This is a genomic window from Vibrio sp. GJ43-1, from assembly GCF_055808835.1.
Genome location: NZ_CM147884.1, coordinates 2,980,035 through 3,006,512, shown reverse-complemented (window position 1 = coordinate 3,006,512; position 26,478 = coordinate 2,980,035). Strand labels below are relative to the sequence as shown.

Below are 26,478 nucleotides of genomic sequence, written 5' to 3'. Positions count from 1 at the left end.
TCTTATGCTTCTTCGCTGAATTCTACTTGCTCGTAATCAAGTAATTGTATTAATTCGTTGACCAGCTGTTCTTCGACGCTGGCAACGCTATCAGGCCCACCAAGTTGGCTAATTTGGACCATTTCCATACTGGCATAGCCGCAAGGATTAATTCTTAAGAAAGGAGAGAGATCCATATCGACGTTTAAGGCTAATCCGTGAAACGAACAGCCTTTACGGATACGAAGCCCTAAAGAGCAGATCTTCTTTCCATTGACGTAAACACCAGGAGCATCCGGCCTTGCCGCCGCCGCAATATTATAGGTGTTTAGCGTGTTGATGACGAGATTCTCTATATGAGTGACGAGATCTCTGACACCTAATTTTTTACGACGAAGGTTAATTAGAAAGTAAGCGACCAGTTGACCAGGACCATGATAGGTCACTTGTCCACCGCGGTCACTTTTGACGACAGGGATGTCACCAAGTGTTGAGTAAGTGTTCTTCTTTACCTGCTTGCCCTTGAGTGAAGACTGGGTTGTGCTCTACTAACCAGACTTCGTCACGAGTGTCGTCGTTTCGATTGTCGGTGAAAGCATGCATGGCTTTCCAGACTGGTTCGTAGTCTTTGCGCCCAAGCTTTCTTACTATTAGCTGATTCTTCACTCGTACCCTCGTCGTCACTTAATAAAGTGTTTGCATTATAAACCTGTTCATTGACTTGAACTACAGCTAAATAGTGAAAATTTAACCAGTTTGTTATGTTCTCTAGTTAACTTTTTGAAAAATAAAAAGAAAGCAGCCGAGGCTGCTTTCAAAAAAAATTGAATGATTCAAATTTTTACAGAACCATGCGAACGATGTCAATTTCGCCAAGTTCTTTGTAGAGCGTTTCTACCTGTTCAATAGACGTCGCAGTAATGTTAATTGAAACAGCATGGTAGTTGCCCTTAGCGCTAGGCTTAATCGTTGGGCTGTAGTCTCCAGGTGCGTGACGCTGGATCACTTCCAACACTTTTTCAGGAAGTTCAGGCTTAGCATAACCCATCACTTTATATGTAAACGAGCAAGGGAACTCTAGTAGGTCTTTGAGTTTTGCATCTGAATTGATGGTTAACATAATGGCGACTCCAAAAAAATCAAATTTGTTGTAACGGTGCGAATAGTAATGTCAAAGGCGACGAAACTCAAGACGAGTTCGCTGCATATAAGTTAGTCGATGATACTTGAAGTAAAAAGCAACAAAGCCGCATTATGCGGCTTTGTTTGCTATCGTCATTTTACGTTGTGGTTAGAAGAAGCTCTTAACCAGTAAAACGATATAGTCCCATAAGCGGCTAAACAAGCTGCCTTCTTGTACGTTTTCAAGTGCAAGTAATGGGTACTCGGCAACATCTTCACCATCTAGTTGATAGTATAGCTTACCCACAACATCGCCCTTAGATATGGGTGCTTCAAGTTGTTTTTCAAGCACGAAGCTCGCTTTTAAATTTTTCGCTTGTCCACGAGGGAGGGTAACGAAGGTGTCTTCTGCCACACCAAGAGCAACGGTATCTTTGTCACCCATCCATACTTTTTCTTCAACGAAGGTCTCATTCGCGGTATGAGGGTTGACGGTTTCGAAGAAACGGAAGCCATAGCTGAGTAGCTTTTTGCTTTCCGATTTACGAGCATTGGCATTTTTTGTGCCCATCACTACGGCAACAAGGCGCATTTTACCTTCGGTTGCTGAACTGACTAGGCTGTAACCAGCTTTGCTTGTATAGTACCGGTTTTAATACCATCAACATTCATGCTTTTATCCCACAATAGACCATTACGGTTGTATTGTGTGATGCCGTTGTAGGTAAACTTCTTCTCGGAGTAAACACGATATTCATCTGGAACGTCTTTGATAAGTGCACGCCCTAGCAGTGCCATGTCGTATGGCGTTGAATATAGGTTTGGATTATCGAGACCATGAACGTTCGCAAAATGCGTATCGTTCATGCCAATTGAGCTCGCCCAAGCATTCATTAAATCAACGAACGCATCTTCTGAACCTGCAATGTGCTCTGCCATAGCGACACAAGCATCGTTACCAGATTGAATAATGATGCCTTTGTTTAGCTCTTCAACTGTGACTTTAGTGCCTACTTCGATGAACATCTTAGAAGAGTCAGGGAAATTTTTTGCCCAAGCGTTTTTACTGATGGTGACTTCATCTGTTGGTGCAATTTTGCCGCTTTTTAGCTCTTGGCCGATAACGTAGCTTGTCATCATTTTGGTTAAGCTGGCAGGATGAAGTTGGGTATTCATCTCTTTTTCAGCGAGGACTTTACCTGAGTTATAGTCCATAAGTACGAAGCCTTTCGCGGCAATTTGCGGCGCGTTAGGCATCACGACAGGCGTAGCTACGGCATAACTAGCCGTTAATGTTGCTGCAAGAGCAATAGATGTAATGAATTTCATAGAAGACTTGTTTTTATTCATGTTGAACACAGTATTTGTGAGTTATCCGTATAGTAACAGATTGGTCGCTGCGCACTAAAGAGCTTACACACTAAGTAACAACGGTGATTTATGTCAATGATGTTTAAAGTTTTTTGACGAAAGCTGAGGTATAACCGAGCTTTTGTACTTGCTCTAACGCATCATGAGTATCTTTATAGTCGCTAAAAGGACCAAGCATTAAGCGATAATTATTCTTTATCGGTGATAGGAACGTCTCAACCGATAGGGTATTACTTAATTCGTTAGACAGTTTGGTGATTCTGTCTTTATGTGGTGACGCCACCACTTGTATGCCATATTTCGGGTGCTTATCTAGTTGATGCTTTCCCGTTGGTTTCTCAACGGTAATGACTTCAATTTTAACATTGGCTGTCCCCGTTTTTATCACATCGAGTTTTTTGGCCGCCGCATAGCTGAGGTCGATGATTCGACCCTCATGAAATGGACCTCGGTCATTAACGCGTACGATAGTTTCTTTGCCATTATCGGTGTTTGTGACTTTTACATAACTAGGTATTGGCAGCGTTTTGTGCGCGGCTGACATAGAATACATGTCATACACTTCACCATTTGACGTCAAATGTCCATGGAATTTTTTTCCATACCATGATGCTTGACCTTTTTCAGTAAAGCCTTGAGCATCTTTTACAATGGTATATTGCTGACCGCGCAATTTATAGTCTTTGTTACCGCCCATGCTATAAGGTTCATATTTTGGCTGAGCCCCTTCAATATGATCAACAGAAATGGGGGTGGTAGGAGCCACATCATTATCAATATCGTAGCGGCTGTCTGACGAAGAGCAGCCCGCGATGACGATGATACTCAAGCCAGTAAGCAACCAGCGAGATTGTAATGAGGAAAAAAACAGAGTCATTTATGTCGCCTTTGAAAACGCTTTTCGGTGAGTATGGATGGACATCAATATGCCAAAGCCAGCCATCAAGGTCACCATGGAAGTGCCTCCATAGCTAATAAGCGGCAGAGGGACACCAACAACAGGTAATATACCGCTTACCATACCAATATTTACGAAAACGTAAACAAAAAAGCTGAGAACAATACTGCCTGCCATCATTCGGCCAAACGCAGTTTGTGCAGAGCTTGCTAGATAGAGCCCGCGACCAATGATGAATAAGTACAATGACAGAAGAAGCAATATCCCAATCATACCCCATTCTTCGGCAATGACTGCAAAGATAAAGTCAGTATGACGTTCTGGTAAGAATTCTAGCTGCGATTGTGTGCCGTGCAACCAACCTTTGCCGCCTAAACCACCAGAGCCAATCGCGATTTTGCTCTGTATGATGTGGTAACCAGCGCCAAGGGGGTCAGATTCAGGGTCAAATAGTGTTCGAACCCTTACTTTTTGGTATTCCCGCATCAGGAAGAACCATAGCACGGGGATAAATGCCCCCACGGCAATAGCCGCTCCGGTAATGATTTTCCAGCTGATTCCGGCTAAGAAAATGACAAAAATACCCGACGCCGCGATAAGGATGGAAGTACCAAGATCCGGCTGTTTTGCAATAAGAATGGTAGGTACCATTACCATAACGAGGGAAATGATGAGCGTTTGAAAGCTGATGGGGAGCGTGCGTTTACCAATATATCTTGCCACCATAAGGGGAACGGCGAGTTTAAGCAGCTCAGAGGGCTGAAAACGGACAAAACCGAGGTTTAGCCATCGCTGTGCTCCTTTAGAAGACTCGCCGAAAAACAACACGCCCAACAACAGAATGACGCCTGTGAAGAACATGAGTGGCGCAAGGGTTTCGTACGTGCGAGGTGATAACTGGGCTAAGCCAATCATAACAACCAATGACAATACCATCCGCATGGCTTGCCTATCCATCATCGCGAGGCTTTGCCCGCTAGCACTGTACATCACGACCAACCCAAAGCCCATGAGAGCAAGGATACCGAGCAATAAGGGTAGGTCGATGTGAAAGCGTTCAAGTAGGAAGCGGTTTCGTCCTGTTGATGGATCGAATTTCATTATTCTTCTTCACCTTCTTCATTTTCAGTGAGTGCGAGATCAAACACTTGCCTTACTACTGGAGCACCATTTGTAGACCCTCCTCCGGCGTTTTCGAGCACTATGGTGACCACAACCTCTGGATTTTTGAATGGAGCAAAGCCGGTAAATAAAGCATGATCTTTCAAATGCTCTGCGATTTCATCCGCGTTGTACTTTTCATCTTCACCCAAGCTAAATACTTGAGCTGTACCTGACTTGCCTCCAGATTGATAGGGCATGTTGGTAAAGGAACGACGAGCAGTACCTTTGACGCCGTGGTTAACTCGGCGCATCCCTTCCAAGGCGAGATCCCAATAACGTTGTTGTACACCTGTAATTGGTTGTCGGCTATCGACTTCAGCTAAGACTTGTTGGTCGAAGTTGTCACCATTGTCTATTGTGGCACGCAGTAGGTGAGGAGAGAGTACCTCGCCACGGTTCACAAGAACGGATGTTGCTTTTGCAATTTGCATTGGTGTGGCAGTCCAATAGCCTTGTCCGATCCCGACAGGGATCGTGTCACCTTGATACCAAGGGGTGCGGTGCCTTGCCATTTTCCATTCACGAGTTGGCATGTTTGCCTTACTTTCCTCATGAATATCAATACCGGTATAGTCGCCAAAGCCGAACATCATCATCCAAGATGAGAGGCGGTTAATGCCCATGTCATAAGCGATTTGATAGAAGAAGGTATCCACCGACTCTTCAATAGCTTTGACAATGGTGACTTTACCGTGCCCCCAACGCAGCCAGTCACGATAAGGACGGGTTTTGGAGTTCGGTATGCGCCAGTAACCCGGATCGTTTCGGGTTGTCGTCGGGGTTATCACCCCTTCTTGCAGAGCGGCTACCGCGATAAATGGCTTAATCGTGGAGGCTGGAGGGTAGATACCCAGCGTTGCTCGGTTTACCAGCGGTCGATTTTTGTCGTTAAGTAATGCTCGGTAGGCTTTACTTGATATCCCATTCACAAACGCATTCGGATCATAGCTCGGACTGGAAACCATCGCTAATACGCCGTTGTCGGTAGGGTCGAGCACGATGGCGGACCCCCTGCGTCCATCAAGTAGTTTATGGACTTTCAGTTGTAAATTGATATCTAGGTTTAAAACGATATCTTTGCCCGGCGTGGGCGGAACGAACTTCAGGGTACGTAGCACTCGTCCACGGCTGTTGACTTCCACCTCTTGGTAGCCAGCAGTACCGTGTAATAAATCTTCATAATAGCGTTCAATACCAAGCTTACCAATGTCACGAGTTGCTTGATAGTTTGCTACTTTTTCTTCGCGAGCTAGACGTTGAATATCACGGTCATTGATGCGAGATACGTAGCCAATCACATGAGTCAGCACGTCACCATATGGGTAGTAGCGCTTCAGGGTTGCCGCAATTTCAACGCCAGGGAATTTGTGCTGATGGACAGAAAAAGTGGCCACTTGTTGTTCATTGAGTTGGGTCAACAGTGGGATAGACTTGAAGCGTCGTGTGCGCTTACGCTCACGTTGAAAGGCTTCGATTCTGTCATCGGATATGTCGAGATATTCGCGTAAGTCTAAGATGGTTTGATCCATATCTTTGACTTTCTCAGGGATGATTTCTAAGTTGAATACCGGGCGGTTTTCCGCCAGTAGTACGCCATTTCGGTCGTAAACTAGCCCACGATTGGGTGCAATCGGAACGACTTTGATACGGTTGTCGTTTGAGCGGGTTTTGTAATCTTGATATTGATTGATTTGGATGTTGTATAGATTGGCGACCAAAAGCATCATCATCACAATAATGAAGATGAAAGATACTAAAGCGCGACTTTTAAACAGTCGCGCTTCTGCCTGATGGTCTCTTATCTGGCTACGTTTAAGTCTCATAGGGGGTGAAACTACTCTCGATGGTAAGGGTGATTAGTGGTAATTGACCAAGCTCTATATAAGCTTTCAGCCATCACTATTCGTACCAATGGGTGCGGCAGTGTTAATGCCGATAATGACCAACTTTGGTCGGCCGCCGCTTTACATGCTGGCGCTAAGCCCTCAGGGCCACCGATCAAAATAGAAACATCACGGGCATCGAGTTTCCAACTCTCAAGTTGCTCGGCAAGCTGAGGGGTATCCCATTTCTTACCCGGAATATCCAAGGTTACGACTCTATTGCCTTTAGGGACAGCCGCTAACATGGCTTCGCCTTCTTTTTGCAAGATACGTGCAATGTCAGCATTTTTCCCGCGTTTTCCAGCAGGAATTTCAATGAGCTCTAAAGGCATATCATGAGGGAAGCGTCGGCGATACTCTTGAAAGCCTTCTTCTACCCATTTAGGCATTTTAGTCCCAACAGCGATGAGTTGTAGTTTCAAGCGATTAGCCCCAGAGTTTTTCTAGTTGGTAAAGCTCTCGGTGTTGTTCTTGCATGACATGTAGCATGGTGGAGCCCATATCCAGAACGACCCATTCGCCTTCTTGCTCACCGTCGACACCAAGTGGCTCTAGGCCCATTTTTTTCACTTCAGTTGCGACGTGGTCTGCAATAGAAACAACGTGTCTTTTCGATGTACTCGGTGCACACGATCATGAAGTCAGTGACATTTGATTTACCGATTACATCAATGGTAACGATATCGACGGCTTTCATGTCATCCGCTTTATCAGCTAGAAATAGTTTCAATTCTTCGTGTTGCAAGGGGTTTTCCTCTTTTGGTGGAATAGAACAAGGCAATAACACTAACGCGGTTATTGATCTTCGGATTATAACAGGTTTTAGTGAGGTAAAGACATCGGTGTGTCAGTAACGCTTAAGTTCATGGATAACTGATGGATTAATGGCCAAGGGCTGATGTCATACTGTGTTTTCGCTTGGACTTCTATCTGTGCTAGTAACTGAATAGATTGTTTGAGCCTAGCTGGAGATAAGCGGGTCAGCGCTGCGTTATAAAGGGGTTTCTTATTTTGCCATACGCGAAACTTATCAAACACTTGCGCCATGGAAAGTTGCGTTAGGGCTTGTTGCATTTTTACTAGTTGAAACAACTCTTTTTGAACGGTTCTTAGCAAAATAATGGCTTCAATGCCTTCAGACTCAAGCTGGGTTAAGATCCTTTGGGCCCGTTTCGCTTTTCCTTCCAGCATGGCATCAACCCAATGAAAGACGGTAAAGTGATTGTGGCGGCTCAGCGCCTCTTGTACTCGAAGGAGCGTTAACTGACCATCTGGGTATAAAAGTGTCAGCTTTTCGAGACTTTGAGATAGCGCAAATAGGTTGCCTTCATGCCATTGGCATAGTAGCTGGACCGCTTCATGATCGGGAGTGAGATTGATCGCTCGGCATCGCTGTGTAACCCATTGTGGCAACCGTTTGATATCGGGAGTCGTACAGCTTACATGGCAGCCATTTAGCGCCTTAAACCATGCGGCAGACTCTTGAGCGCGGGTTAATTTACTGCCGGATATTAGCAAGACAATATCTTCATGAAGTTGGCTCGCTATTTCTGTTAGTTGTTTCGCAATAGCGGCGTTAACCCCCGCTTCCGGAAGCTCTAACTCAATAATTTGCTTTGATGAGAATAGGCTCATAGATTGCGTGCAATCAAAAACGTCATTCCAATCAATAGAAGCATCGACGACAAATCTGTGGTGTTCTTCGAAGCCTAATGCTTTGGCTCGCGTGATGATGTGGGCACGACTTTCTTGAATAAATAGCGGTTCATTACCAAATAACAGGTAGCAAGCAAACCAGCGCTGAGTAAGCGACTCAGTAAGACGATCGGCAAAAACTTTCACATTAATTCCTTATACTAAGGCTTAACTTTGGCGTGAGAAACATAAGTCTCTCGCGGTACAACGTAAATTGGCACAGTAAAACGTCAACTCTGTAAGACAAACTAGGAGTTAGGCGTTGCTACTGGCTCTGGTGTCGTTTCTGCTTCTTTTTGCTTGTGTTCAAATTCTTCAATTTCTGTTTTCAAACGGGCCATCTGACGCATCATTTGTTGCGCAGCAAGCTCACGCATTTCGTTTTCTAATAATTTACGCTCTGCAGATTTTGCCAGTGCTGACAAAGGGTTATCAAGGTAGCTGCGCGTCATAGTAGCCGTGAAATTTTTTGAACCTAGGCTGGGTATCGTGACACGATATTCCACTTCGTAAGTGATTTCTTTCTCAGCTGCGCGGGTGTTTTGATAGAGAGAAAGGGTACGGTCTTCGGTTTTTTCTCGGATAATGTGTAGATTAGTGACGTCCATGCGAGGCGTCACCAGTTCAATATTACTAAGACGAAGCTGTTCTTTAATTTGGCGAGTGATCATGCTGTATTGATCAAAGCTGGTGACAGAAATTTCTTTGATATCATCCGGTACCGTGTACTCACCACGAAGGTGGAATCCACAAGCGCTAAGGAGCGAGGTGAGCAGGAACACGGACAAGAATTTTAGTAGATTGTGTTTTAACAGGCGCATAATACCGCTTACTCGTTAGACAATGGTTTATGTAAGCGCCCTAAATAGGAGGCTTAAATAAAACGATGATGGGTTAATGGTGTTGAATAATCGTGAGCGATTAAAGTCGCAGGTATAACACCTGCGACTTTATATCCAGGACGCTGTTTAGTTTGCTACGATGTTCAATAGCTTACCAGGAACAAAGATAACCTTGCGAATCGTTAGTCCATCTAAGAACTTTTTCGCATTCTCATCGTTGAGTCCTAGCTCACGAACTTGTTCTTCTGTCGCGTCAGCGGCAACCGTTAGCTTCGCACGTAGCTTACCGTTTATCATAACAACGATCGTTTTCTCGTCTTCAACCAAAGCTTTCTCGTCAAACGTTGGCCATGTTGCCGAGTCTACGTTTGATTCACCAAGAGCAATCCACATTTCGTAAGAGATGTGCGGCGTCATTGGATAAAGCATGCAAACCACGGCTTTTAGTGCTTCATCAAGGATGGCACGGTCTTGCGCTGACTCTTGAGGTGCTTTTGCGAGCTTATTCATCAGCTCCATGATGGCCGCGATTGCCGTATTGAACGTTTGGCGACGGGCGATATCGTCGGTTACTTTTGCAATGGTCTTGTGGACATCACGACGAAGTGCTTTCTGGTCACCGGATAACGCAGACGCATCAACAGTCTCTGCTGCCCCTTTTGAAGAGTGCGCGTGAACCAATTTCCAAACGCGCTTCAGGAAGCGGTTTGCTCCTTCAACACCAGACTCTTGCCATTCAAGCGTCATGTCTGCAGGCGATGCAAACATCATGAATAGACGCACCGTGTCAGCGCCGTACTTATCAACCATTTCTTGTGGGTCGATACCGTTATTCTTCGACTTAGACATTTTGATCATGCCTGAGTGTTCAACTTCGCGACCTTGGTTATCGACAGCTTTTTCGATACGACCTTTGCCATCACGTTCGATAGTTACGTCAGTTGGAGCGATCCACTCTTTCGTACCTTTCTCGTTCGTGTGGAAGAACGCGTCCGCAAGTACCATGCCTTGACATAAAAGTTGCTTGAACGGTTCATCAGAGGTTACGTAACCCGCATCGCGTAGCAATTTGTGGAAGAAACGAGAGTAAAGTAAGTGCATACACGCGTGTTCAATGCCACCAATGTATTGGTCAACCTAGCAACCAGTAGTTGGCTTTCTCAGGGTCGAGAATGTCATCGGCTTGTGGTGAGCAGTAACGCGCGTAGTACCAAGACGATTCCATGAAGGTATCGAAGGTGTCAGTCTCACGTAGAGCTGGTTCGCCGTTGAATGTGGTTTCAGCCCAAGACTTGTCAGCTTTAATAGGGCTAGTGACGCCATCCATGACTACGTCTTCTGGAAGAATGACGGGCAGTTGGTCTGCTGGTACTGGATGAACTTCACCGTCTTCAGTTGTGACCATTGGGATTGGCGCGCCCCAGTAACGTTGACGAGATACACCCCAGTCACGTAGACGGAAGTTAACAGTCTTCTTACCTTTGCCTTCAGTTTCTAGCTTCGTAGCAATGGCATCGAATGCTGCTTGGAAAGCAAGACCATCGAATTCACCAGAATCGAACAGTACGCCTTTCTCCGTGTAAGCCGCTTCAGACACGTCTAGATCAGAACCGTCTTCTGGCTTGATCACTGGAATGATATCGATGCCGTACTTAGTGGCGAACTCGTAGTCACGTTGATCGTGAGCAGGAACCGCCATTACCGCGCCTGTGCCGTAATCCATAAGAACGAAGTTTGCTACATATACAGGAACAACACGACCGTTAAGAGGGTGGATAGCCGTTAGGCCAGTATCCATGCCTTTCTTTTCCATTGTTGCAAGTTCAGCTTCTGCAACTTTAGTGTTACGACACTCTTCAACGAATGCGGCAAGTTCAGCGTTGTTCTTCGCGGCTTTCTCTGCCAGCGGATGACCTGCTGCGATACCTACATAAGACACACCCATTAGTGTGTCTGGGCGTGTTGTGTACACTTCTAGTGGCGCTTCTTCACCGTTAACAGCGAAAGATAGCTCAACACCTTCAGAGCGACCGATCCAGTTGCGCTGCATGGTCTTAACCATTTCAGGCCAACCTTCAAGGTTGTCTAGATCGTCCAGTAGCTCTTGCGCGTACTCAGTGATCTTAATGAACCATTGTGGAATTTTCTTTTGTTCTACAGGCGTATCACAACGCCAGCAGCAACCGTCTTCTACTTGCTCGTTAGCCAGTACAGTTTGGTCGTTTGGACACCAGTTAACAGAAGAGGTTTTTTTGTAGACCAAGCCTTTTTCGTAAAGTTTAGTGAAAAACTCTTGTTCCCAACGGTAGTACTCAGGCGTACAGGTTGCGAATTCACGGCTCCAATCGTAACCAAAACCCAATAATTTAAGCTGGTTTTTCATGTACTCAATGTTTTCGTATGTCCACGGTGCTGGGGCAGTATTGTTTTTTACTGCTGCGTTTTCTGCCTGTAGACCAAATGCATCCCAACCGATTGGTTGCATGACATTTTTACCTTGCAGGCGTTGGAAGCGTGAAACCACATCACCGATGGTATAGTTACGAACATGACCCATGTGCAGTCGACCACTTGGGTATGGGAACATAGATAGGCAGTAGAATTTTTCTTTATTTGCGTCTTCACTTACAACAAAGGTTTTATTGTTGTCCCAGTGTTCTTGAACGTTACGCTCAATCTCTTGCGGGTTGTATTGTTCTTGCATCGATGATTTCCGGTTATCTTGGAATTTGTGAGTTCTGTTAAAACAGAGACTACTAGATCATCATAGAATACCTAAAGCAGGCGCGGTCAACAATAGTCAATGTACCCAGAGTCGTTGAAGTTGCCATATTGAATGGCAATGTTAGGCAGAGTGCAGACTGATGGGGTAGTCAGTTAGGTGTTATGACGTAGCACGCTATACTTATAAGATTATTCCATTTGTTGTCTAGCGTAAGCTGTGATGATTGTGGCGAAAAAGGGGGATCTATGCCTAAACGTAAAGCCAGCTATGAAGAGATGTTTGAAGATGTGGTGGATAACCTCAAGCACAGCCCTGAAGAAGTGCAGCATGTGCTCGAAAAGTCAGGCTCTGTGATTGAAGCCGCGAACGACATGACAAAAGATGAAATGGCGTTGATCTCTGCTTATATCCATTCGGATTTAAAAGAATTTGCTGACAACTATGAAGAAAGTAAAAGTGGGCCATTTTATTTGATGGTGGCTAACTCGATTTGGCAAGGACTGTTAGATATCACGGACAAAACGAAAGTTGAGTGGTTAGAGCTATTTCAGGATCTCGAGCACCAAGGTGTATATAGCGCCGGAGAGATGATCGGTTTTGGGGTGCTGGTATGTGAAGAGTGCGGCCATAAAGCGGAATACAATCACCCGACAACCATTTCAAATTGCGGCAAGTGCGGTCACAAAACCTTTAATAGGCAGCCTCTTAAGCCTTAATCCCATCAATTCATCAGTCCCTTCTTACTAAGAGGGGGACTGATTCGTGAATTGTTGGAGTTTGCAGGGTTATTTGTGCTGTTCTTTAAACTCTTGTACCCACATTGCAGTTGCGCCGCAAACCGCAATAGGCATCACAAACAAGTTTAAAATTGGGATCGACGTGAATAACGCAACGATTGCCCCAAAGCTGTAACTTTTGCCTTGTTTTCTTTTTAAAGATAAACGCATATCGTTAAATGGGACCTTATGATTATCAAATGGGTAATCACAATATTGGATCGCTAACATCCAAGCGGTAAAAATAAACCAAAGAAATGGCGCGATAGTTTGCCCAAGAGCGGGGATTAATAACAGCAGGAAAAGCCCGATCGCTTTTGGTAGTACGTAAAGCAATTTTCGCCACTCTCTTGCCATAATTCGTGGCACATCCTTGACGACACTGAGTATGCCATCATCAGACACTTTTTGTTGAGTGAGGGATTCTTCAACTTTTTCGGCAAGTAGGCCATTAAATGGCGCAGCAATAAAGTTAGCAAGCGTACTAAAAAAATACGAAAAGGTGGCCAAGATGGTTAATGTCAGCAGCGGCCACAAGACATAACTCAGCCATGATAAAAATTCTGGTAAAGCGCCCATCCAACTCTCTATCCAAATATTTAAGTTAGAAAAGAGGTAATACATAGCGGAGCCAACCAATAAAATATTAGCGAGCAAAGGCATAATCACGTAACGACGAATGCCAGGCGTGAAAGCAAGCTGAAAACCTTGGTGGAAGTAACCAAATCCGGTATTGGCTTTGTTCAAAGTTGAGCTCCTTTATAGTGATTTAGCAGGGCTTTAGGGTGACTATAACAAAAAAGGTCAGAGGAAATCACAAACTTCTTATACTAAGGTGTTCTATTAATAGGTAGAGTTTTGGTAAAGTAGGTCAGTTGGAAGTGTTTAAGCACTTCAATAAGGACTATTTTTATAACATTGAGAGCAAACAATGCAGGAATTGCGATTCGTACTCATTATTGTCGGTGCCTTAGCCATAGCGGCGCTGTTGTTTCATGGCTTATGGTCAAGCAAGAAAGAAGGCCAGAAAAAATTTGCTGATCGACCTTTGGGAAATATCGATGAGACATCAGATGATGATCATTATGTGGCACCAGAAGATGATTTTGAGATCGTGCGTAAGGTTAAAAGCGAACCTGATTTTGGTTTGAACCAACAAGCACCCGCGTTTGATCCTCTTGATGATGCTCTCGATGATGTCGTTGTGTCGGACGGACCGACTCACTATGAGAACCGTCGGGATAGGACGAATTCGTTGACGGCCTCCTATGAAACTGACGATATGCCATCATTTAGTGCGAAAGAAACGGCAGATGATTTAGAGCCACTGGATCTAAAAGAGCCTAAGATCGACCTTGATGCTATCGATGTGGTTACGCCACAGGTAGAGCGTTTCGATGAGGTCGTGTCATCACAAGCATTTTCTGATGTTGATGAGAATCAACCAGTCTCGAATGCTCAGGATAAGGTCGTGGCGCCAAGCACACCCAAAGAGTCAGAGATTAGTGAGCCCGAAGAACCGGAAATGCAAGTGTTGGTGATGAATGTACACTGCTCTGGTAATGAACCGTTTATCGGCAGTAAGCTATTCGATAGCATGCGTCAAAACGGCCTGATTTACGGTGATATGGATATATTCCACCGTCATGCCGATCTATCTGGAACGGGGAAAGTCCTCTTCAGTGTCGCGAATATGATGCAGCCAGGTACACTTCAGCATGATGATCCAGAGACCTTTACCACCAAGGGGATTTCATTCTTTATGACGTTGCCATGTTTTGGCGAAGCTGAGCAAAACTTTAAGCTCATGCTTAGAACCGCACAACAGATCGCGGACGATGTCAGTGGCAATGTGTTGGATGACCAGCGTAACTTACTCACCCCAACTCGCATTGATGCCTATAAAAAACAGATTCAGGATTTTAACCGCTTAAAAGCGGGTGCGTAACATAACCATTTATTAGTAAAAAGGGCTCCTACTAATAGGAGCCTTTTTTATCATTACGATCAGGATAAAAGCATGTCTCAGCAACGATTAAATGAACTTAAAGATCAACTTCACCATTACGCCGTGAAGTACTACGTGGAGGATACACCAGTCGTCCCCGATGCCGAGTATGATCGTTTAATGCAAGAGTTACTGGCGATTGAAGCGGACAACCCTGAATGGGTATCGGTGGACTCACCAAGCCAACGTGTGGGCGGGGCACCATTGGATGGTTTTACTCAAGTCAAACATGAAATCGCCATGCTATCGCTCGACAATGCTTTTTCGGATGAAGACTTAGATGCATTCAATAAGAGGCTAGGCGAACGTGTTAACCGCACCACTGTGGGAAGTTACTGTTGCGAAGTTAAATTAGATGGCTTAGCGGTGAGCTTGATGTACGAAAATGGCGTCCTCACTCAGGCAGCGACACGTGGTGACGGCGCAACAGGTGAAAACATTACGGAAAATGTCCGCACTATTAGTGCGATCCCATTGAAGCTGCAAGGCAGTGATATTCCCGCGCGTCTTGAAGTTCGTGGCGAAGTATTTATGCCTAAAGCGGGCTTTAACAAAATGAATGAGCTTGCCGCCAAAAAAGGTGACAAGGTATTTGTTAATCCACGTAATGCAGCGGCGGGGAGCTTACGCCAGCTAGATTCTAGAGTGACGGCGACAAGACCATTGAGTTTTTATGCTTATAGCCTAGGTGTGGTAGAAGGCGTTGAACTGCCACCGAGTCACTACGATCGGCTCACGAAGCTTAAGGCTTGGGGTTTTCCTATGGGCCCGGAAACCATGCGAGTCAGTAGTATTGAAGCAGTGAAGGAATATCATAAATCGATTTCAGATAAGCGCGATGCATTAGCGTATGAAATTGATGGGGTAGTGATTAAAGTGGATGATATCGCTTTGCAAGAGCAACTCGGGTTCGTCGCTCGTGCACCACGTTGGGCGATTGCTTATAAATTTCCAGCGCAAGAAGAAATTACTATATTAAACAGCGTTGAGTTCCAAGTTGGGCGAACCGGAGCGATCACGCTTGAGTGGCAAAACTAGAGCCTATATTTGTTGGCGGCGTCACAGTGAGCAATGCCACGCTACATAATGCCGATGAAATTGCTCGTCTTGGCGTCAAAATAGGCGACAGCGTGATTGTCAGAAGAGCGGGGGACGTTATTCCGCAGATCGTTGCCTTTGTGCCAGAGCGAAGACCAGAAGATGCGCAGGATATTTGTTTTCCGCAAGCCTGTCCGGTATGTGCATCGGGTATCGAGCGAATAGAGGGCGAAGCGGTGGCTCGTTGTACTGGTGGATTAGTTTGCCAAGCGCAGCGTAAAGAGGCGCTCAAGCACTTTGTCTCAAGGAAAGCACTTGATGTTGATGGGCTTGGAGACAAGGTGATAGAGCAACTAGTTGACAAAGAGATGGTTGAAACGCCTGCTGATCTCTTTAAATTGTCCGCTGGTGTATTAACGGTTCTTGAGCGCATGGGGCCTAAATCGGCGCAGAATGTCGTTAATGCGCTTAAGGTATCAAAAGAGACAACGCTAGCGCGCTTTCTTTATTCTCTCGGTATTCGTGAAGTTGGTGAGGCGACCGCAGCCAATCTAGCTGCGCATTTTGAAACACTTGAGGCCATCATGGGGGCATCTCATGAGGCGTTACTAGAAGTGCAGGATGTTGGCGAAATTGTGGCTAAGCATATTAGGTACTTCTTTGCCGCAGAATTAAATCGTCAGGTCATTGATTCATTGATTGATGTGGGCGTTCATTGGCCTGCTATTGAACAGCTTAGTGATGATGTCCCACAACCATTAGCGGGCAAGGTGGTGGTGTTAACAGGGTCACTGTCACAACTTAATCGCGGTGATGCAAAAGCAGCGCTGCAAGCATTAGGGGCAAAAGTGACCTAGGCAGTGTGTCTAAGAAAACCGATATATTATTTGCTGGTGATAATGCAGGCTCTAAATTAGCGAAAGCTCAAGAACTGGGTGTGGAAATAAAAACTGAACAAGATTTAGTAGATTTAATTCCATAATAATTTTTAGCTTTATAAAAGGAGCCTCTAGTGAGGCTCCTTTTTTTTGCGAGTAACTTCACATTGAATTTAGGAGGTGGTCCATTGAAATAAAAGTGTGATCATTACGATGTTTATTTATTCAAACAAAAAAATAAAAAAATGTTGCGAGTTATATCACTAATTAATAAATGAAAATTATTTTAAGTTGTTGTTTTTTATTGGGTTTGATGTGGTGTGTTTTTTTATGGTTGAAAAATAAGACCTTCATCAATAACTCGGGGTAAAGTTTGCGGTGGCTCATATTTTTTTTATGGAAACAAAAAGGTTAATTGATATTTTTTGTCGCGAAGTTAGTCTTGTGGATATGGATACACACGGTGTAGACAGGAAATTAATCAGTGTTTCTGGTTATTAAAATAAAAGGAAATATTTCCCTTCGGCGGCCAACTTAAGGCGAAATATTAACAACAGCTATATCCATTTTTAGGAGTTTATTCCATGGAAAAAATGTTTAAAGTATCAGCAGTGGCAACAGCGTTAACTGCCGCAATTTTTGCTGGTGGAGCAATGGCAGCAGATCCAATAGGCACAGAGTACAGTGAACCTGTTTCGCAATTTTTTGAAGAGTCGACAATCAGCGGCAACTTGAACTTTTTCATGCGTAAGCGTGATCGTGTGGGTGATGTCGGTGATAACGGTGAGGACGGTGAATATAAAGCGAACTTAGATCACGGTTCAATTTTTGCTAACTTAGGTTTCAATTCAGGCTATATCGGAGATGTGGTGGGTACAGATATTGTAATCTACAGCACATTTGACATGTGGCAGAATGCTTCACCTGACCATGAGTTTAACTTTTGGAATACGACGAGCCCATATGCTAATAGTACCGTTCCAGACTCATGTGCACCAGAAGATGATCCATCTGGTGACCCAAATAAGTGGAATTCAAGCTGTAATGATAATGGTGTTTCTTTTGCGACCGCAAACTTAAAGTTTAAGTTCGGTGATAATGTCACCGCGAATGCGGGTTATATTCAACCATACGTTCCAGGTGCTTTAGGGGTTAACTGGTCGTTTGCTCCAGGTACTTACCGAGGCGCTCAGATTGGTGGTACGTTCGGTGATCTTGCTCTTGGTGTCACGTATGCTGATGAATATAAAGCACCATGGTTTAAGAAAACTTATGGATTCCAAACTACCGATGGTGAAGAAGCAGGTGAAGCATATTCTGTAGGTGCACGCTATACTCTATCAAATGGCATTTTACTTGATGGTGCATTCAGTGGCTTAACGAAAGGTGATCGTAAGAACGCACACTTTAAAGTTAAAGGCACGACAGACGGCGGGTTCTACTGGTCACCACAACTGTATGTTGTTGATGATAGTGAGCAATATGATAGCACCGCATTCCAAGCCGCGTTTTTGTCGGCTAAATCATTTGGTCAATACTCTTTCCGAGCAGAAGCAACCTATACCAAAGCGGATGCCAAAGGTGATGATGGAACAGTTGGTAATATGGCCTACCGTTTAACGAAGAGCTATGGTGGCTCCAACGGCGCTTATGATGTGTGGTGGAACAACCGCTCTGACTTTAACCATGATGGTGAGCTGGCTGGTTTCTTATCTATGTCTCGTGACTTCTCTGATATCGGTGGCAACGGCTTTAGTGCGGGTATCAGTGCAGCTGGTGGTGTTGGCTCTTCAACCGACGCTAAGAAAAAATCAGGTGCAGAAATTGATGATTTGACAGAATACGCTTATAGCTTATTTGCGAATTATGCGATTCAAAAAGGTGCATTAGCTGACGCTAACGTCTCGTTCTATTGGACTCAGTACTTTAACGACACAAATGCTGGAAACTGGGAAGCGTATAGCAACCTTTTCCAAGATGAAAAAGATTTCAAACTGATGTTAACTATTCCGTTTGGTGTTAAATAGTCTTTATAAAGTGTGTAGGGCCGAGTGAGAACTCGGCCTTTTTTGATCAAAGGGGGGGACCTATGTGTTGTAGAATTTGTATTGGATTGATATTTTGCTTATTTTTACCCGGTTGTACTGTCGAGCCCCTTACCATAGAACAGTACTGGTCTAAAAAAGGTCAGAGAATAGGTGAGGTTGGCATTCAAGACTACCAATCTTCAGTTGATCACTTTAAGGGTGAGGTCGATTTTGATGAATCAGCGTTCAATAAAGGGTATTCTATTGGCAAGAAACAGTTTTGTAATCCTTTCCAAGCTTTTGATAAAGGCCTGAGTGGGCGAAGATATGAGAATCAATGCGAAGGAATACGCAATGAAATATTGATTCGAGCAGAATGGCAGCGCGGCTGGCAGATCTTCATTGGTAGAGGAAATAGTATGCGTTAATGGAGGTGGAGAATGAATATTGGAGAGGTAGTTAATAAAACAGGTTTAACAGCAAAATCTATTCGATTTTATGAGCAAAAGGGGCTTATTTCTGCATCTCGGTCAGCGAATGGATATAGAACTTATGACCAGAGGCAAGTAGCGATGTTAATCATGATCGCTAGGGCTAGGCGTTTAGGGTTTACGTTGGAAGAGTGTCAGGAGCTGATATTATTTTCTCAACGTAGTGATCTAAAAAGCTCCGAAGTCAAAGCAAAAGCTCAGGAGAAGGTAAAGGATATTGAAGCTAAAATCCAAGACTTAACGAGTATGCGCGACACACTGATCTCATGGGTATCACAATGTCCGGGTAATGAATCGAAGGAGTGTCCAATATTAGATAATCTGAAATCTCCTCTAGAGGAGAAGGGTTAGATCTTTCTAGAGGAAGATAGAACGTTACATGTTTAATACTTTTCCGCCATAGGCGACACAAAGCTCTCTGGGTAGTTGTTGTATATCACCACTTTTCATTTGGCACTTCATCGCGTTTCCGAATGCTTTCCCTCCACCATTACCGTTGTTCGCTGAACTAGGCACTGATACTAGTAAAAGTAAGCTTGCAAATATAGCTACAGTGTATTTCATTTTATTTCCCGTGAATCTCGTGAGTTGAGATTAATAGTATGAGTGCTGTCTTATAAAGATCAAAAAAAACAGGCAAGTTTAAAAATTTTTTGATTCTAAACAAGTTGAACGTAACTCATTTTTCATCCTTATAACGATATGAAACTTATAATATTTACGAATTGGAAAACAGGTGATTACGTTAATGTTAATTAAGAAAATAGAACATTACCACTTACTTTGTTTCTAACACAATCTTATCTTAACCCCATCAAAATCTAATGATTACAGCTACATAAGCAAGCCCATATCCCCAACTAGACGGATATAAGCACCTTTTCATCAGAATAGGTCGTTAATTGATAGAGGACTCAGTTATTTGCAGTAAGGCTGTCTCATAATTGAGACTGATTATTGTGTTTTTATGTGGCAATGGGCTTTCTTAGGTTGAGATAATTGTTCGACGACATAGCCAGATTGCGACAATAGTTGGATAAGACTCTGTTTGCCGACAAGGTGCAAAGCGCCAACTGCCACAGTAAAAGTGCCTTTTGCAAGATCTGGGTCGCTTGTTAATGTCTTAGCCCAGTTTTGGTTACGATGAATAATAAAATTTTGTTCGAAGGTCTGATCGGTCGCGGCTGAATCAAGCAATATGTTTAGGTTGCCACTATCTCCCATCTTCCATGATTCGATTAAACAGCGCACATTATTCGCCCCGTCATCCCATTCGGATAACGTTTGTTTTAACATCGCCACACCATCGTCGTCTTGCTTAGCGAGTAGATCAATTTGAAATTGCAGCGTCTCCAAGCCAATAACAGGAATGTCATGGCTGTTTGCCTGATGGATTAAGGCGTTATCGACACCAAATTGAGAATGAAAACCAAGGGATTGAAATTGATAGTTTTGCAAAGTTAGGGCGACTTGCCATGGAGCGAGCGTTTTTATTGTCGCCCAGTCTAATGTTGTCGTATCGACGATACGCTTAAGTTGGAGGTTCTCTTTCGCATTGAGTAAGAATTCTACGTTGTTGCGCTTAGCCTGAGTTGGCATGGTCACCGATTCGGACAAATCAGCCTCTATGATAAGACCATTACTGTGCCGCAAATTTTGGGTGAGAACATCAGGCAAAGGGTACATTGATGAATCCCCCAAGTGCACGGTACCCACTAAGTAGAGGGTTTGCGTATCATATGAGGCTTTCCATACCAATGGCTCTGCTTTAAGAGGCGTGACTGCACTTAGTAAAAGAAGCAACCACCATGTATTCACACCAAGATTCAGCATCATAATTTCCTTTGGTTATGATCGACGGCTCGTCAATGATGGTTATATTGTCTTTGATACCACGCATGACGGCAAGCACTTGACCACCCAACCGCCTTATTTTCCTTAAAGGCTGACCATCAATGTCGTTAAAAAGAAGACGAATACTTGATTAACGGCGATTATTAAGCGTTCATTTTTTTATGTGATAAATCTAAAATCATCGATCTTTATCACATTTATTAGCATGGTTACTACGAGTAAAGCGGCGTATGGGCGTGCGTTTAGGTAAATCTGGCGGTATTGCTATGAGTTTTTTGTGAGAATAGTCATGCCGCTACTGTTTTTGCTGTTATATGATAATTTATATTTACGATGTAAGGCTTTGTTTTATTTGTATTTATGTTTTTTTACCACTCTATGATGTGCGTGTGATCACTAAAATAAGCTATTTATTTGTTTGCGCGAATTAAATGTCGTTAAATCGTTGCCAAGCCAAACAGGCAATGAATCAAGACCGCAACATAAGTGGTCACCCAAACAACTAAATAGGTATTGATAATGAAAAAAGTTCTCGCTCTAACCGCACTAGCAGTAGCTTCTACAAGCGCATTCGCAGGTTCTTCTTATGTAACTGGTAACGTTCAGTTTCATGATACGTACCTACAAGGCTCTAAAACAACCTCTACGCTAGAAGCGGGCCACACGTTTGATTCAAACACTACGCTTTTGGTTGAGTTTGATGCGATTCCACTAGGTAAAGTTGAAGATGGCGCTAGCCCACTACCTGCGACAACATTAGGTGTCGAGCAGATGTTCAGTGTGACAGATAACCTATGGTTAGCGGCTGGTTACCACCACCTAATTCAAGGCGGCGAGACTATTCAATATCGTCCATTGGTTAAAATTGGTTACAACTTCGACAACGGTCTTTCTCTAAGTAACCGTACTCGTGCTCACATCAACAACCAACAAGACGGTCAAACACGTAACTCAGATACAGACGTTCGTTTAGACAACAAAATTGCATACCAGTTTGCAGATACTCCAGTAGCGCTTTCATACAACAACGTATACGTGATTGCTGGTGACAAAGATGCGAATGGAGCTGACAAAGTTAACACTATGGACCACGAGCTTCGTGCAACATGGACACGTACAGGCGTTCAACCTTACGTAGAATTCCGTAGCCAAGCACACGGTCTTGAAGATGCAAACGGCAGCAGCCGAGTGAACAACGCGTTCGTACTTGGTGCTTCTTACGGCTTCTAAGCCAGCGTAAAATATTGTTCATATTTCCATAATATAAAGGTCCCGGCGGGGACCTTTTTTTGTGCCTGGTGCTTTATTATCATGGAGGATTATCTTTGTTGTGAAGGTTTTGGAACATTTTATTGGAACTTTACCTAAAGAGATTTGGGGGAAATAGTAGGCATTAATGTGAGAGGTAGGTAGATTCTCAGCGTAGGGCTAAACTTCTTCTGACTTGCCGATTAGCAAACTGTTACAACACTATGATTTTATGAACATAATGATTTTTTATATTGCTTGGCATTTGTCATTATTTTGACAGTGTTCCCATTTGCCCATTCATCATCAACCGCGCATTATCCTAGCCAAATTTCAGCACCTAAGGATTAATGTTGTGCGCACCTTAATTATCTATCTAACGCTCATTCTCTCTTTTTCTACTCTGGCTTCTTCCTCTTACATTGAGGGAAATGTCCAATTTAATAGCACCTATTTGTACGATTCAAAAGTGACGGCCAAAATGGAGGCGGGTCATACGTTTGATAGTGATACAACCTTGCGTTTTAAGGTTGAAGACATCCCACTAGGGGCGACCCCACATAGCGACCATCATCATAATCATCATGATGTGTATTATGGGCATTCTGCGAGAGCACCGTTGACAACACTTGGAATAGAACAGAAGTTTGCGTTGTCACGTCAGTTTTGGCTCGGTGCGGGTTATGAACACCTAATGCAACTTGGTGAGACCATGCAGTTTCGACCTTTGTTTAAGATTGGCTATGATTTTGATGAGGGGGTATCACTGAGTCACCGAACCCGAGTGGAAGTCTACGCAAAGCATGACAAGTGGGGTCATAAGCCTGATATGGATTATCGCTTTGATAATAAAATTGCTTATCAATTCAAAACGCATCCTGTCAAAGTTCATTACAACAATGTGTATCATATGGGAGGGGCTTATCATCCTTGGTATCCTTACACCGATAACACCATGGATCATGAATTTCGCTTAACGTTAACAAAATATGCCTTTCAGCCCTATTTTGAATACAAAAGCCAAGGCAGCTTTCGTCACCCTTATTACCGCTCTGGTGTCGCGAACAGCGCTTTCTTGATTGGTGGGAAGTATAACTTTTAATGAGATTGAGAAATGCCACTGCTCAGTGGCATTTCGTCTTTACTACTTATTCATACGAACGGTAGCTAAACACTTGGCCCTTTTCATTGTACGCTAGCACTTGATACGCATCTTTTTTATCACCATATTCCATACCTGGAGAGCCTAAAGGCATGCCTGGAACGGCAAGCCCTTTAGCATTTTTTGGTGGATTTTCTAAGAATGAGCGAATATCTTCCGCTGGAATATGACCTTCGAAAACGTACTCGCCAATAACAGCGGTATGACAAGAGGCAAGCTCTGGTGTTATACCAAGCTTCTGTTTAATAGGGTTCATGTCTTTATGGTTTTCAACGGCGACGTCAAACCCTGCCTCTTCCATATGAGTGACCCATTCTGTGCAGCACCCACAGTATGGGGATTTATAGGTGAGGACGTTGGTTGCCAACGCAGAACCTGTCACCAACGCCATGGAAAGTGTCAGTGTTTTTATTACGCGTGATGAGTTCGACATCGCTAATTCCTTATTTATTATCATGAGGGTTGGTGTTTTTATGTTATTTGCAACTTGCATAAGACGATTAGTGTTTACTGGTAAAGTTTCTCAGTCTGTTAGCGTTAGTCACGACAGTGATGGAAGACAGCGCCATTGCTGCCCCCGCAAAAATTGGGCTGAGTAAAAAGCCAAATAGTGGGTAGAGCACACCTGCCGCAATAGGAATACCCAGTGTGTTATAAATGAAGGCGCCAAATAAATTTTGCTTGATATTCTTAACTGTCGCGCGTGATAGCTCAATGGCGTAGTTAATTGAATTGGGGTTGCTATTCAGCAGTGTCATTGCGGCACTTTCAATGGCTACATCACTGCCAGATCCCATCGCAATGCCGACATCAGCCAGTGCTAAGGCTGGCGCATCGTTAATGCCATCTCCCACCATTGCTACCTTGCCATATTGGCGTTGAAGTGTTTTTATGTGCTCTGCCTTTTGTTCAGGCAATACTTCAGAAATGGTCTGATCAACCCCAATATGTTTTGCGACCGTATTGGCAACGTGGTGGTTGTCGCCTGTTAGCATGACCGTATGAATACCATTGGCTTGTAACGCTGCAATCGCGAACTTCGCTTCGGCTTTGACCTCATCAGCAATGGCGATCACAGCTTGAATATGACCATCGATAACAACAATCACGGGGGTTGAGGCAAGGTGCTGGCTTTGTTGTAATGCCTGTTGAATCATCTCCGTCTCTAAGCCAACACTTTGGATGTGATTGAGTGATGCGATCAATACAGAGCGCCCTTGAATTACACCAGAAACGCCTTTTCCCTGTAGGTTTTCAAATTGTTCGACATCAAGATCAGCGTGAGCACTGTGGTCATTCTCCCAGTATTGCACGACGGACTTCGCTAATGGGTGCTCAGAACGTTGTTCTAGTGGCAACACCAGTTGCGCGAGTTCTGGTTCAGAAATATCGAATAAAAACACCTCTTGTACGGTAGGCTGGCCAACGGTGAGTGTGCCTGTTTTATCAAATACTACCGCGTTAACATGGCTTAGTTTTTGTAAGGCGTCGGCGTCTTTAATGAGAATGCCAGCTTGCGCGGCTTTACCAATGCCAACCGTTATTGACAGGGGAGTGGCAAGTCCAAGAGCACATGGACAGGCTATAATTAGCACGGTTGTCGTGACAACAAGCATATAACTGATTTTAGGTTCAGGGCCTACCATGAACCATATGAAGGCAGAGGCGATCGCGATCGCGACAACAATTGGCACAAATACGGCAGAAATGGAGTCTGCGAGTTTTGCGATGGCTGGTTTACTGCTTTGTGCCTCTCGCACCATGGTGATGATTCTAGACAGTTTTGTGTCCTTTCCTACACCGGAGGCGGTAACAAGCAAACTGCCGTCTCGGTTAAGGGTTCCCGCTGCAACCATATCCCCTTGCTGTTTTGATATGGCGACGGGTTCTCCCGTGAGCATGGATTCATCGACATAACTGTGCCCTTGAGTGACGTGTGCGTCGACCGGAATTTTTTCACCGGGCTTGATGCGTAATGTCATGCCAAGCTGTATGTCTGAAATAGGCAGCGAGGTTTCTTTACCATCCATTAGCACTGTGGCGAACTTTGGTTGTAGTGTCATAAGGGCTTGTAGTGATTGATTGGTTCTGGACTTTGCTTTGGCCTCAATGAAATGACCAAGTGAAATCAAACCAATGATCATTGCACTGGCTTCAAAATAGACATGGCGTGATTGCAGTGGAAACCAGTCGGGTTTAATCACCACTAACATCGAATATAACCACGCAGAACCGAGTACCAAGTGCAACCAAAGTGTCCATTGTCGCGCGTTTGTGCTTTAGCGCACCCAAGGCGTTTGCAAAAAAGTCACGCCCAGCACTGGCAAGTAACCATAAGCACACTAACCCGATGGCTCCCCAAACTGCTTGGTCGAGAGGGTTTCTGATCATCATATTGCCACCGAGAACACCCCAAAGCATTAATGGCGCACCAAGTGATAGGGCGACAATAGTGTTTTTCTTTTGCTGGTGTTGATGATCAAGTAGGCGCTGTTGCTGTAGCGCTTGACTGGCTGAGAGATCGTGAACGATCTCTGCTTGGTAACCTGCATTGGTCACGGCCGTGATCAGTTGCGCTTCTACATTGTCCGTACTCGTGCTGAGTGAAACGATGGCACTTTGTTCTGCAAGATTGACTCGAGCCTGCGTCACCGCGCTAACTTGTAAAATAGATTGCTCAACGGATGCGACGCAACTTGCACAGGTCATTCCTTGAATGAGTAATTGAATGTTGCTATCTACTTTTTTAGTAGTAGCAGAAGGTGTACTGATAGGGGCTAGGTGTTCAGGCTCAATAACCGCTGATGCGCGGTGACCATTGTCAGGGCTTACCACGTTGGCTTGATAGCCAAGCTCAGCTATCCCACGTTGTAGTGTCTCTTGGCTGTATATAGAGCGAACGGTTAGGTTATGTTTATCAAGGTGTAGGATAGAAACACCGATATAAGTGCTTAGATGCTGCTGCAGCTTATTCACACATTTTTGGCAGTTTAACCCTTGAAGTACGAATTGATACTCAGCCCCAGCGTCATAGCCGAGACTAGTGATGACAGGGTAGATAGTGTCTAGCGATGCGGAGCAAGAAAACGTTATGTGTGTCGTACTAATAGCGTGAATGTTAAGATCGCTAAAGGTGTGCTCTAGCGCGGTTTTGAGTTTATTCACACAGCGTGAACAAGACAGACCGGATAAATTTAACTCATAGTCATTCATCATAAACCTCAAAAACCGTAGTGTGAGGTTACAACATAAACCTTGACGTTAGGGTAAGGTCAAGCTATTCATTGTAGATTTAGCACAAGGTGATAAAATGGCGT

Annotated in this window: 18 protein-coding genes and 6 pseudogenes; 8 read left to right on the top strand and 16 right to left on the bottom strand. The window is 44.2% G+C overall.

What is annotated here, in order from left to right:
* Window positions 1-2: 2 nt before the first annotated feature.
* From lipB to leuS, 11 genes and pseudogenes are all read right to left on the bottom strand, one after another.
* Window positions 3-645 (bottom strand): annotated as a pseudogene (gene lipB / locus AC0L66_RS14355) (lipoyl(octanoyl) transferase LipB).
* Between the two features lie 175 nt (window positions 646-820).
* Window positions 821-1,099, bottom strand: coding sequence for a DUF493 family protein YbeD (gene ybeD / locus AC0L66_RS14350; RefSeq protein ID WP_237483776.1), 279 nt, complete (start codon window positions 1,097-1,099; stop codon window positions 821-823).
* Between the two features lie 171 nt (window positions 1,100-1,270).
* Window positions 1,271-2,451, bottom strand: a pseudogene (locus AC0L66_RS14345) (serine hydrolase).
* A 103-nt stretch (window positions 2,452-2,554) separates the two neighbouring features.
* Window positions 2,555-3,349 carry a septal ring lytic transglycosylase RlpA family protein gene (locus AC0L66_RS14340; RefSeq protein ID WP_265673798.1) on the bottom strand — a complete coding sequence of 265 codons (795 nt, stop codon included), beginning with the start codon at window positions 3,347-3,349 and terminating at the stop codon, window positions 2,555-2,557.
* Window positions 3,350-4,471 carry a rod shape-determining protein RodA gene (gene rodA / locus AC0L66_RS14335; RefSeq protein ID WP_265673799.1) on the bottom strand — a complete coding sequence of 374 codons (1,122 nt, stop codon included), beginning with the start codon at window positions 4,469-4,471 and terminating at the stop codon, window positions 3,350-3,352.
* The gene (mrdA, locus tag AC0L66_RS14330; RefSeq protein WP_265673800.1) at window positions 4,471-6,357 is read right to left on the bottom strand and encodes a penicillin-binding protein 2; all 1,887 of its coding nucleotides are present in this window, start codon (window positions 6,355-6,357) and stop codon (window positions 4,471-4,473) included. Before mrdA ends, rodA begins: the two co-directional genes overlap by 1 nt.
* A gap of 11 nt (window positions 6,358-6,368) precedes the next feature.
* Complete coding sequence (gene rlmH / locus AC0L66_RS14325; RefSeq protein WP_102468828.1) at window positions 6,369-6,839, bottom strand: 23S rRNA (pseudouridine(1915)-N(3))-methyltransferase RlmH; 471 nt, start codon at window positions 6,837-6,839, stop codon at window positions 6,369-6,371.
* Between the two features lie 4 nt (window positions 6,840-6,843).
* Window positions 6,844-7,162: pseudogene (gene rsfS, locus AC0L66_RS14320) on the bottom strand (ribosome silencing factor).
* Between the two features lie 77 nt (window positions 7,163-7,239).
* Window positions 7,240-8,259 (bottom strand): DNA polymerase III subunit delta, encoded by a 1,020-nt coding sequence (gene holA, locus AC0L66_RS14315; protein ID WP_473567762.1) that lies wholly within the window; start codon window positions 8,257-8,259, stop codon window positions 7,240-7,242.
* 101 nt (window positions 8,260-8,360) lie between these two features.
* On the bottom strand, window positions 8,361-8,933 hold the full coding sequence (locus tag AC0L66_RS14310; protein ID WP_473567761.1) for an LPS-assembly lipoprotein LptE: 573 nt from the start codon (window positions 8,931-8,933) through the stop codon (window positions 8,361-8,363).
* Window positions 8,934-9,080: 147 nt separating this feature from the next.
* Window positions 9,081-11,658, bottom strand: a pseudogene (leuS, locus tag AC0L66_RS14305) (leucine--tRNA ligase).
* A gap of 266 nt (window positions 11,659-11,924) precedes the next feature.
* On the opposite strand from leuS, the gene AC0L66_RS14300 reads away from it, so the two are divergent.
* The gene (locus AC0L66_RS14300; RefSeq protein WP_428750513.1) at window positions 11,925-12,395 is read left to right on the top strand and encodes a zinc ribbon-containing protein; all 471 of its coding nucleotides are present in this window, start codon (window positions 11,925-11,927) and stop codon (window positions 12,393-12,395) included.
* Between the two features lie 69 nt (window positions 12,396-12,464).
* Here AC0L66_RS14300 and cysZ read toward each other — a convergent pair whose 3' ends face one another.
* Window positions 12,465-13,202 carry a sulfate transporter CysZ gene (gene cysZ, locus AC0L66_RS14295; protein WP_265673806.1) on the bottom strand — a complete coding sequence of 246 codons (738 nt, stop codon included), beginning with the start codon at window positions 13,200-13,202 and terminating at the stop codon, window positions 12,465-12,467.
* A gap of 184 nt (window positions 13,203-13,386) precedes the next feature.
* Between cysZ and zipA the strand changes: the two genes are divergently transcribed.
* From zipA to cueR, 5 genes and pseudogenes are all read left to right on the top strand, one after another.
* Window positions 13,387-14,403, top strand: a complete 1,017-nt coding sequence (zipA, locus tag AC0L66_RS14290; protein WP_473567760.1) for a cell division protein ZipA — start codon at window positions 13,387-13,389, stop codon at window positions 14,401-14,403.
* A gap of 72 nt (window positions 14,404-14,475) precedes the next feature.
* Window positions 14,476-16,483: pseudogene (gene ligA / locus AC0L66_RS14285) on the top strand (NAD-dependent DNA ligase LigA).
* 480 nt (window positions 16,484-16,963) lie between these two features.
* Window positions 16,964-18,406 (top strand): multidrug transporter, encoded by a 1,443-nt coding sequence (locus AC0L66_RS14280; RefSeq protein ID WP_473567758.1) that lies wholly within the window; start codon window positions 16,964-16,966, stop codon window positions 18,404-18,406.
* A gap of 62 nt (window positions 18,407-18,468) precedes the next feature.
* Complete coding sequence (locus tag AC0L66_RS14275) at window positions 18,469-18,834, top strand: DUF2799 domain-containing protein (RefSeq protein WP_473567756.1); 366 nt, start codon at window positions 18,469-18,471, stop codon at window positions 18,832-18,834.
* A gap of 12 nt (window positions 18,835-18,846) precedes the next feature.
* Window positions 18,847-19,248: a Cu(I)-responsive transcriptional regulator gene (gene cueR / locus AC0L66_RS14270; protein ID WP_473567755.1), complete on the top strand. Its 402-nt coding sequence runs from the start codon at window positions 18,847-18,849 to the stop codon at window positions 19,246-19,248.
* Window positions 19,249-19,272: 24 nt separating this feature from the next.
* Here the strand turns inward: cueR and AC0L66_RS14265 are convergent, their stop codons facing one another.
* Window positions 19,273-19,461, bottom strand: a complete 189-nt coding sequence (locus AC0L66_RS14265; RefSeq protein ID WP_473567753.1) for a hypothetical protein — start codon at window positions 19,459-19,461, stop codon at window positions 19,273-19,275.
* A gap of 390 nt (window positions 19,462-19,851) precedes the next feature.
* Window positions 19,852-20,733: a TraB/GumN family protein gene (locus AC0L66_RS14260; RefSeq protein WP_473567752.1), complete on the bottom strand. Its 882-nt coding sequence runs from the start codon at window positions 20,731-20,733 to the stop codon at window positions 19,852-19,854.
* A 537-nt stretch (window positions 20,734-21,270) separates the two neighbouring features.
* Between AC0L66_RS14260 and AC0L66_RS14255 the strand changes: the two genes are divergently transcribed.
* Both AC0L66_RS14255 and AC0L66_RS14250 read left to right on the top strand, forming a co-directional pair.
* Entirely contained in the window at window positions 21,271-21,981 is a 711-nt protein-coding gene (locus tag AC0L66_RS14255) for an oligogalacturonate-specific porin KdgM family protein (RefSeq protein ID WP_473567750.1), read from the top strand.
* A gap of 373 nt (window positions 21,982-22,354) precedes the next feature.
* Window positions 22,355-23,101: an oligogalacturonate-specific porin KdgM family protein gene (locus AC0L66_RS14250; RefSeq protein ID WP_473567748.1), complete on the top strand. Its 747-nt coding sequence runs from the start codon at window positions 22,355-22,357 to the stop codon at window positions 23,099-23,101.
* 46 nt (window positions 23,102-23,147) lie between these two features.
* Here the strand turns inward: AC0L66_RS14250 and AC0L66_RS14245 are convergent, their stop codons facing one another.
* Both AC0L66_RS14245 and AC0L66_RS14240 read right to left on the bottom strand, forming a co-directional pair.
* Entirely contained in the window at window positions 23,148-23,594 is a 447-nt protein-coding gene (locus AC0L66_RS14245; RefSeq protein ID WP_265677415.1) for a DUF411 domain-containing protein, read from the bottom strand.
* A gap of 67 nt (window positions 23,595-23,661) precedes the next feature.
* Window positions 23,662-26,374 (bottom strand): annotated as a pseudogene (locus AC0L66_RS14240) (heavy metal translocating P-type ATPase).
* Between the last annotated feature and the right edge of the window lie 104 nt (window positions 26,375-26,478).

Excerpts from the sequence above, each read along its gene's own strand:
- AC0L66_RS14340 (WP_265673798.1), bottom strand. The coding sequence starts at position 3,349 with ATGACTCTGTTTTTTTCCTCATTACAATCTCGCTGGTTGCTTACTGGC.
- zipA (WP_473567760.1), top strand. The coding sequence starts at position 13,387 with ATGCAGGAATTGCGATTCGTACTCATTATTGTCGGTGCCTTAGCCATA.
- AC0L66_RS14260 (WP_473567752.1), bottom strand. The coding sequence starts at position 20,733 with ATGATGCTGAATCTTGGTGTGAATACATGGTGGTTGCTTCTTTTACTA.
- AC0L66_RS14280 (WP_473567758.1), top strand. The coding sequence starts at position 16,964 with ATGGAAAAAATGTTTAAAGTATCAGCAGTGGCAACAGCGTTAACTGCC.
- AC0L66_RS14265 (WP_473567753.1), bottom strand. The coding sequence starts at position 19,461 with ATGAAATACACTGTAGCTATATTTGCAAGCTTACTTTTACTAGTATCA.
- rodA (WP_265673799.1), bottom strand. The coding sequence starts at position 4,471 with ATGAAATTCGATCCATCAACAGGACGAAACCGCTTCCTACTTGAACGC.
- AC0L66_RS14255 (WP_473567750.1), top strand. The coding sequence starts at position 21,271 with ATGAAAAAAGTTCTCGCTCTAACCGCACTAGCAGTAGCTTCTACAAGC.
- AC0L66_RS14275 (WP_473567756.1), top strand. The coding sequence starts at position 18,469 with ATGTGTTGTAGAATTTGTATTGGATTGATATTTTGCTTATTTTTACCC.
- AC0L66_RS14310 (WP_473567761.1), bottom strand. The coding sequence starts at position 8,933 with ATGCGCCTGTTAAAACACAATCTACTAAAATTCTTGTCCGTGTTCCTG.
- AC0L66_RS14300 (WP_428750513.1), top strand. The coding sequence starts at position 11,925 with ATGCCTAAACGTAAAGCCAGCTATGAAGAGATGTTTGAAGATGTGGTG.
- mrdA (WP_265673800.1), bottom strand. The coding sequence starts at position 6,357 with ATGAGACTTAAACGTAGCCAGATAAGAGACCATCAGGCAGAAGCGCGA.
- AC0L66_RS14245 (WP_265677415.1), bottom strand. The coding sequence starts at position 23,594 with ATGTCGAACTCATCACGCGTAATAAAAACACTGACACTTTCCATGGCG.
- ybeD (WP_237483776.1), bottom strand. The coding sequence starts at position 1,099 with ATGTTAACCATCAATTCAGATGCAAAACTCAAAGACCTACTAGAGTTC.
- cueR (WP_473567755.1), top strand. The coding sequence starts at position 18,847 with ATGAATATTGGAGAGGTAGTTAATAAAACAGGTTTAACAGCAAAATCT.